This is a genomic window from Streptomyces sp. NPDC127190, assembly GCF_042672505.1.
Lineage (GTDB): Bacteria > Actinomycetota > Actinomycetes > Streptomycetales > Streptomycetaceae > Streptomyces.
The window spans coordinates 77,779-84,974 of record NZ_JBHXVE010000014.1; the positions used below are offsets into that span (position 1 = coordinate 77,779).

Annotated in this window: 6 protein-coding genes; 2 read left to right on the top strand and 4 right to left on the bottom strand. The window is 72.7% G+C overall.

Going from position 1 to position 7,196, the window contains the following annotated elements; all coding sequences use genetic code 11:
* Positions 1–205 precede the first annotated feature (205 nt).
* Positions 206–1,834: a multicopper oxidase family protein gene (locus ACFVIU_RS21975; protein ID WP_385844446.1), complete on the top strand. Its 1,629-nt coding sequence runs from the start codon at positions 206–208 to the stop codon at positions 1,832–1,834.
* 64 nt (positions 1,835–1,898) lie between these two features.
* Here the strand turns inward: ACFVIU_RS21975 and ACFVIU_RS21980 are convergent, their stop codons facing one another.
* From ACFVIU_RS21980 to argH, 4 genes are all read right to left on the bottom strand, one after another.
* Positions 1,899–3,425, bottom strand: a complete 1,527-nt coding sequence (locus tag ACFVIU_RS21980; protein ID WP_385844447.1) for an MFS transporter — start codon at positions 3,423–3,425, stop codon at positions 1,899–1,901.
* Positions 3,426–3,494: 69 nt separating this feature from the next.
* The gene (locus ACFVIU_RS21985; protein WP_385844449.1) at positions 3,495–4,043 is read right to left on the bottom strand and encodes a TetR/AcrR family transcriptional regulator; all 549 of its coding nucleotides are present in this window, start codon (positions 4,041–4,043) and stop codon (positions 3,495–3,497) included.
* Positions 4,044–4,129: 86 nt separating this feature from the next.
* Positions 4,130–5,101 carry an aldo/keto reductase gene (locus ACFVIU_RS21990; protein ID WP_385844450.1) on the bottom strand — a complete coding sequence of 324 codons (972 nt, stop codon included), beginning with the start codon at positions 5,099–5,101 and terminating at the stop codon, positions 4,130–4,132.
* A gap of 159 nt (positions 5,102–5,260) precedes the next feature.
* Positions 5,261–6,694 (bottom strand): argininosuccinate lyase, encoded by a 1,434-nt coding sequence (gene argH / locus ACFVIU_RS21995; RefSeq protein WP_385844452.1) that lies wholly within the window; start codon positions 6,692–6,694, stop codon positions 5,261–5,263.
* Positions 6,695–6,898: 204 nt separating this feature from the next.
* On the opposite strand from argH, the gene ACFVIU_RS22000 reads away from it, so the two are divergent.
* On the top strand, positions 6,899–7,196 hold a 298-nt coding region (locus tag ACFVIU_RS22000), incomplete at its 3' end, for a hypothetical protein (protein WP_385844453.1).

Consider the following 7,196-nt stretch of genomic DNA (forward strand, 5'->3'; position numbering starts at 1 on the left):
TTCCCCCCCCCTCGACACACCCACCCCCCGCCCCAGAGCGGGCGCGAGCCAGACCCCCCCCCGGGGCGCGCGCGGGCGCCCGCCCGCGCCGGCGCCCCCCCCCCCTTCCGCTTGGGTCCGCCTGCCGGTGGAATCTGGCCCCGACACAGCGCCGGATCGGCGGCAGTTACCGGCCATATGACCACACAACATGTCTTATTCAGATATGTACAAACCTTCCCGGCGTACCCTGCTCCGTACCCCGATCGCGGCTGCCGGCGCGGGGCTCCTGGCGGCCTGCACCGATTCCGGCTCCGCACCCCGCCCCGGTCCCGGACACACCGGCGCCCTGGGGGCGTTCGTGCCCCCGGGGCCCAAGGGGTACGTCAATCCGTCGGATCCGGAGGTACTCGCCGCCGAGCGGCGGCGCGGCTCGGGCCGCGTGCGCCGGGTCCGGTTCACCGCCGCCGCGGCCACGGTGGACCTGGGCGGCCGCACCGTGCGCACCTGGGCCTACAACGAGACCGTCCCGGGGCCCCTGGTCCGCGTCACCGCCGGCGACGTCCTCGACCTCGGCCTCGCCAACCGGCTGCCCGCCGCCACCACGCTGCACTCCCACGGGGTGCGGCTGCGCTGCGACATGGACGGCACCCCGGGGCTGACCCAGGACGCCATCCCGGCCGGGACGGACTTCGGCTACCGCTTCACCGTCGCCCACCCGGGCACCTATCTGCTCCACTCCCACCAGGGCCTCCAGGCCGACCGCGCCCTGTACGCGCCGCTCATCGTGGACGATCCCCGGGAGCCCCTCTCCTACGACAAGGAGTGGGTCGTCGTCCTGGACGACTGGCTCGACGGCGTGGCCGGCTCCACCCCCGAGCAGGTCCTCGGCCAGCTCCGGCCGGGCGGCGAGTCCGCGCAGGCGGGGGGCATGGCGATGGGCCCCGGCCACGGCAGCCAGGGTCCCGGTCGCCCGGCGAGCGCGAGCCCGTCGCACTCCGGGCCGTCCGGAGGTCCCTCGCGGGTGCTGCGCGGCTCCCACAGCCGCATGCTGCACGGGGACGGCGGCAGCGTCGACTACCCGTACTACCTGGCCAACGGGCGGCTGCCCGGCAGCCCCTCGGTGTTCCGCTGCCGGCCCGGCGACCGGATCCGGCTGCGCATCATCAACGCCGGTTCCGACACCGCGTTCCGCGTGGCGCTGGGCGACCACACCATGACCGTCACCCACACCGACGGCTATCCCGTGGCGCACAAGAGGACCGACGCGCTGCTGGTCGGCATGGCGGAGCGGTACGACGTCCTGGTCACCGCCCAGGACGGGGTGTTCCCGCTGGTGGCGCTCGCGGAGGGCAAGCAGGGACAGGCCCTTGCCGTGCTCCGTACCGACAAGGGGAGAAGCCTGCCCGCCGCCGATGTCCGCCCGGACGAGCTGGACGGCAAGACCGTCCCGGCGCGGCGCCTGGTGCCGGACGACGCGGTGGCGCTGGACGACCGCAAGCCCGACCGGGAGCTGCGGATCAAGGTCACCGGCAGCATGGCGAAGTACGACTGGGGGTTCGACCACCAGTCCTACTCCGTGCGCCGGCGGCACCCGGTCCGCGCCGGTGAGCGGGTACGGCTGTCGCTCATCAACGCGACCGGCATGTGGCACCCGCTGCACCTGCACGGCCACACGTTCGCGCTCACCGGGGAGAACGCGGTGGGGACGCGGAAGGACACCGCGATCGTGCTGCCGCACCGCAAGCTGGTGGTCGAGTTCGACGCCGACAATCCCGGGCTGTGGATGCTGCACTGCCACAACCAGTACCACTCGGAGAGCGGGATGATGACGGTGCTGGGTTACCAGCGGTGAGGGCCGGTGCGCGGTCGTCCTGCGGGCGCGGGTGAGCCGTGGCCGCCCGCGCCCCCGGGGCGGGTCACTCCCCCGCGTTCTCCAGCTTCTGGCCCTTCAGCAGGAACCAGGACACCGCCGCCGTGGCGAGCAGCACCGCCGCTCCGAGGCCCGAGGCCAGGTGGAGGCCGTGGACGAAGGAGTCGCGGGCCGCGGTCAGCAGCGACGCCGCGGCCTGCGGGGGCAGGTGGTCCGCCGCCTGCACCGCGGCGCCCAGTGACTCATGGGCCGCCGCCGGGGTGCCGGCCGGGCCCGTGAAGTCGCGGTAGACGCCGGTGACGACGGAGCCCAGCAGGGCGATGCCCAGGGCCGCACCGAGTTCGTAGGCCGTCTCGGAGACCGCGGATGCGGCGCCCGCCTGCTCCTTGGGCACGCTGGAGAGGATGACATCGGCGGTGACCGTGAAGGAGAAGCCCGCGCCGACGCCCACCACGAGCAGGGCGGCGCCCAGCACCGGGTAGCCGGTGGACTGCCCGAGGGTCGTCAGCGCGGCGAGGGCGGCACCGACGGCCGCCAGGCCCGCACTGACGACCGCGCGGACCGAGCAGCGCCGGGCCGCGCGGCCGGCGACCAGGCCGGCCGCCACCGCGCCGACGGCGGCGGGCAGTTCGGCAAGGCCGGCCTCGAACGGGTGCCTGCCCTGGACGAGTTGCAGATACTGGGAGAGGAAGAACACCAGCCCGGACATGCCGAGCACGGTCAGCAGGTCGGCCAGCACCGCACCGCTGAACCCTCGGTTCCTGAACAGCCGCATGTCCAGCAGCGGGGCCGGCCGGGTGAGCTGGCGGTGGACGAAGCCGTAGAGCGCCGCCGCACCGAGCAGCGCCGCGCCGAGCACGGCCCAGGTGAACCCGTGGGTCGCGGCCTCCTTGACCGCGTACACCAGGGCGATCACACCGACCAGGGACAGCAGGACGCCGGCCAGGTCCCAGGGGCCCGGGTTCGGGTTGCGGGACTCGGGGAGCGTGCGGATGCCGACCAGGACCAGGACCGCCATCACCGGCAGGTTGATCAGGAAGACCGAGCCCCACCAGAAGTGTTCGAGGAGGAAGCCACCCGCGATCGGGCCGACGGCCGTGCCGGCCGAGGCGGTCGCGCCCCAGATGCCGACGGCCAGGCTGCGCTCGTGCGGGTCGTGGAAGATGTTGCGGATCAGGGCGAGGGTGGCGGGCATCAGGGTCGCGCCCGCGACACCGAGCAGCGCCCGCGCCAGGATCATCAGTTCGGGTGTCGTCGCATAGGCGTTGAGGACGGAGACCGCGCCGAACGCCGTGGCGCCGACGAGCAGGATCCGCTTGCGGCCGATGCGGTCGCCGAGGCTGCCCATGGAGACCAGCAGACCGGCGATGACGAAGGAGTAGACGTCGCCGATCCACAGCAGCTGGGTGCCGGAGGGGTTGAGGTCTTCGCTGATGTAAGGGGTCGCCAGGCCGAGGACGGTGGCATCGACGGCCACCAGCAGCACGGCCAGGACGAGGACGGACAGGGCGAGCCAGCGGCCCGGACGCCTCTCCGCCTCCGTCGCGCGCGCCGGCTGCAAGGTGCTGGTCATGATTCCTCTCTTCTTGCGCGTCTCTTCTTGTGCGTCGCACGCGGGTCTCTTCCGGCGTGCGTCGCCGCGTCACGCGTGCGTGCGCCGTGCGCCGCCGAGCAGCAGCTCGACGATCATGTAGCTGAAGTCCTTGGCGGCCACCCGGCCCTCGGCCACCGCCCAGGCGCCGGAGGCCAGCAGGCCGTACAGCGCCTCGGTGAGCCAGGCCGGGGTGAGGTCGATACGGAACTCGCCGCTCTCCTGGCCGCGCCGGAACAGGGCCGTGAGGCGCTCGTCGATGCGGGCCCAGCCCTGGTTCTGCTCCTCGCCCTCGAAGAGCTGGTTCTCGGTGTAGAGGAAGGCGAGCAGACCGGCCGCCGGTTCGATCGCCCGGACCAGGCGGTGCACGGCCTCGCCCGCCGGGCCGTCGTCCAGGCGGGCCGCGTCCAGCGCCGCCTCGCACTCCGCGATGCCGAGCGCCTCCAGCGCCCGGACGAGCGCGTCGCGCCCGGCGAAGTGGCGGTGCAGCGTGGCCCGGCTGATCCCGGCGGCCTTGGCGACCTCGTCCATGGTCGCGGTGGATTTACGGGTCAGCAGGGCGGCTGCGCTGCGCAGCACATGGTCACGATCCAGGGCCATGAGACAAGAGTAACCCACATGAGACATCTTTGTCTCACATCAGGCATGAGTGCATCACCGACCTGGCGGCCGGAGCGCGCGGGTGATCAGTGCCAGGGCAGCTGCGCGCGCCGCTCCCAGTAGGCGCGCGGGTCCTCGGCCAGTGTGGCGAGCCGGGTCAGCTGGTCGGCGTCGAGATCCACGGCAGGGGCGTGCAGGTTGGAGCCCAGCTGGGTGACGGTGGCCGCGCCGGAGAGGATCACCCCGGCCCACGGCTGGCGCAGGATCCAGGCGAGGGCCACGGCGTCACAGCCCAGCTCGGTCTCCTCGGCGACGGCCTTCAGGACGTCCGGGGCGTGCGGCGCGGCGAGCCGGCCGTTGGCCATGCCCTCCTTGACGATCACGGTGAGCCCGGCGTCGTGGGCCTCGGCGAGCGCGGGAGCGGCCGAGGTCTCCAGCACGTTGTAGGTGGACTGGACGGTACGGAAGAGGGGCTCGCCCTCCACCGTGACGGCGAGGGCGGCGCGGATCGCGTCCGCCTGGGCGGGGCCGCTGGTGGAGAAGCCGATGGTGAGGCCCTGGGCGGCGGCCTCGGCGAGCTTCGCGTGCAGGTCCTTGTCGGTGAGAGCCGGGCTGTCCGGGGTCACCGAGTGGATCTGGTACAGGTCGAGCCGGTCGCCGAGCAGGGCCTCGGTCTCCGCGCGCTGCCGCTCGTAGGTCGCCACGGTGTGGTCCTTGACCTCGTGCTGTGCGGCGTCGGTGGACCAGCCGGCGGTGTAGGTGTAGCCCCACTTGCTGCCGACGACCACGTCGTCGATGTCGGGGCGGGCGTTCAGCCAGTCGGCGAGGAACTCCTCGGAGCGGCCGTAGGAACGGGCGACGTCGATGTAGCGCACACCCTGGGCGTAGGCGGCGTCGAGGAGGTCGTGGGTGCGGTCCCGGAGGGCGTCGACGCTGCGGTTCCCGCCGAGGTCCTCGTCGCGGCCGAGGTTGATGTAACCGGGGCGGCCGACGGCGGCCAGACCGAGGCCGATGTGGCAGGTCGGGGTCGTGGCGTGCGCGAGACGGGCGAAGGGCATCGCGGGCTCCGTTCGGTCGGCTCCGGTGGGACTTCCGACCAACGTAACCCGCGACGCCCTGTTGTGATCGCCCTACGGCCCGGGGTGTGCGCCGGTCCGGCGACCGCGTGGTGCGGCGGCCGGTCACGGCTCCCCGTGCCCTTTTCGGGGGCGGCGGACTCAGCCCTGCCGCTTGGCCTCGGCCCATGCGTGCTGGGCCGCCACGTCCGCCTTGGCCTCCGCCAGCTGGACGGCGACCGCGCTCGGTGCCGTACCGCCGCGTCCGCTCCGGGAGGCGAGGGCGCCCGGGACGTTGAGGACGGAGCGGACCTCCGGGGTGAGGTGCGGGGAGATCTTCGCGAACTGCTCGTCCGTGAGCTCGTCCAGCTCCTTGCCCTCGGCCTCGGCGACCTTGACGCACTCGCCGGCCACCTCGTGCGCGACCCGGAACGGCACGCCCTGCTTGACCAGCCACTCGGCGATGTCCGTGGCGAGCGAGAAGCCGGCCGGGGCCAGCTCCTCCATGCGCTCGCGGTGGATCGTGAGGGTGGCCATCATGCCGGTGAGGGCGGGCAGCAGCAGCTCCAGCTGGTCGCAGGCGTCGAAGACCGGCTCCTTGTCCTCCTGGAGGTCGCGGTTGTAGGCGAGCGGCATGGCCTTGAGGGTGGCCAGGAGCCCGGTCAGGTTGCCGATGAGACGGCCGGACTTGCCGCGCGCCAGCTCGGCGATGTCCGGGTTCTTCTTCTGCGGCATGATCGACGAGCCGGTGGAGAAGGCGTCGTGCAGGGTCACGAAGGAGAACTCCTTCGTGTTCCAGATGATGATCTCCTCGGCGATCCGGGAGAGGTTGACGCCGATCATCGCGGTGATGAAGAGGAACTCGGCGACGAAGTCACGGGAGGCCGTGCCGTCGATGGAGTTGCCCACGCTGCCGTGCTCGAAGCCGAGGTCCTGCGCGACCGCCTCCGGGTCCAGGCCGAGGGAGGAGCCGGCCAGGGCGCCGGAGCCGTAGGGGGAGACGGCGGTGCGCTCGTCCCACTGGCGCAGCCGCTCGGCGTCCCGGGCCAGGGGGTGGACATGGGCGAGGATGTGGTGGGCGAAGAGCACCGGCTGGGCGTGCTGGAGGTGGGTGCGGCCGGGCATCGCGACGTCCGGGTGGGCCTCGGCCAGGCCGATCAGCGCGTCCTGGAGGTCGGCGATCAGACCGGCGATCGTACGGGCGTGGTCCCGGAGGTACATCCGGAACAGGGTGGCCACCTGGTCGTTCCGCGACCGGCCCGCGCGCAGCTTGCCACCCAGCTCGGGGCCGAGGCGCTCCAGCAGGCCGCGCTCCAGGGCGGTGTGCACGTCCTCGTCGGCGAGGGTGCCCGTGAACTCCCCGGACGCGACGTCGGCCTCCAGCTGGTCGAGGCCGGCGATCATCCGCTCCAGCTCGTCCGCGCTGAGGAGTCCGGCCTTGTGCAGCACGCGCGCGTGGGCGCGGGAACCGGCGATGTCGTACGGCGCGAGCCGCCAGTCGAAGTGGACGGACGCGGACAGCTTCGCCAGGGCCTCGGCAGGACCGTCGGCGAAACGGGCGCCCCAGAGCCGTACGTCACCGCTGTTGCTGCTCACTTGCTCTGCTCCTAGGGGATGTGATGGACGACCGTTGGCATGCATGAGTATGCAGAGGTCTGCATGATTCGTCAATCTCCGGGGGGTCCCCCCAGAGGGAACGAGCGGGCTTGAACATCGGCAACCGCTTTCTCGTACTTCCCGCCGAGCGCAGGCGCCGCGTTCGTCCGACGACGACACTCCCGACCCAAGTGAGGCACCCGTATGTCCAGGGCTCTTCCGAAGTACGACAAGCGTCGCGTGGCGGTCATCGGAGGCGCTGCCGCCGTCCTGTTGTCCGGGGCGGTGATCGCCGGTACGGCCCTCGCCGGGACGCCCGGTCAGAGCGGCGGCGCGGTGAACGCCCGCACCCTCGCGAGCCCCGGCACGATCAGCTGCCCCGACGTCGCCTCCCGGCTCCCCGCGATCCCCGCGTCCGCCAAGGCCGAGGTCGACCGCAACCTCGCCCTCCTCCAGACCCAGATCCAGGAAGCCGACAAGCGCCTCCAGAACACCGTCGGCC

Excerpts from the sequence above, each read along its gene's own strand:
- ACFVIU_RS21975 (WP_385844446.1), top strand. The coding sequence starts at position 206 with ATGTACAAACCTTCCCGGCGTACCCTGCTCCGTACCCCGATCGCGGCT.
- ACFVIU_RS21980 (WP_385844447.1), bottom strand. The coding sequence starts at position 3,425 with ATGACCAGCACCTTGCAGCCGGCGCGCGCGACGGAGGCGGAGAGGCGT.
- ACFVIU_RS21985 (WP_385844449.1), bottom strand. The coding sequence starts at position 4,043 with ATGGCCCTGGATCGTGACCATGTGCTGCGCAGCGCAGCCGCCCTGCTG.
- ACFVIU_RS21990 (WP_385844450.1), bottom strand. The coding sequence starts at position 5,101 with ATGCCCTTCGCCCGTCTCGCGCACGCCACGACCCCGACCTGCCACATC.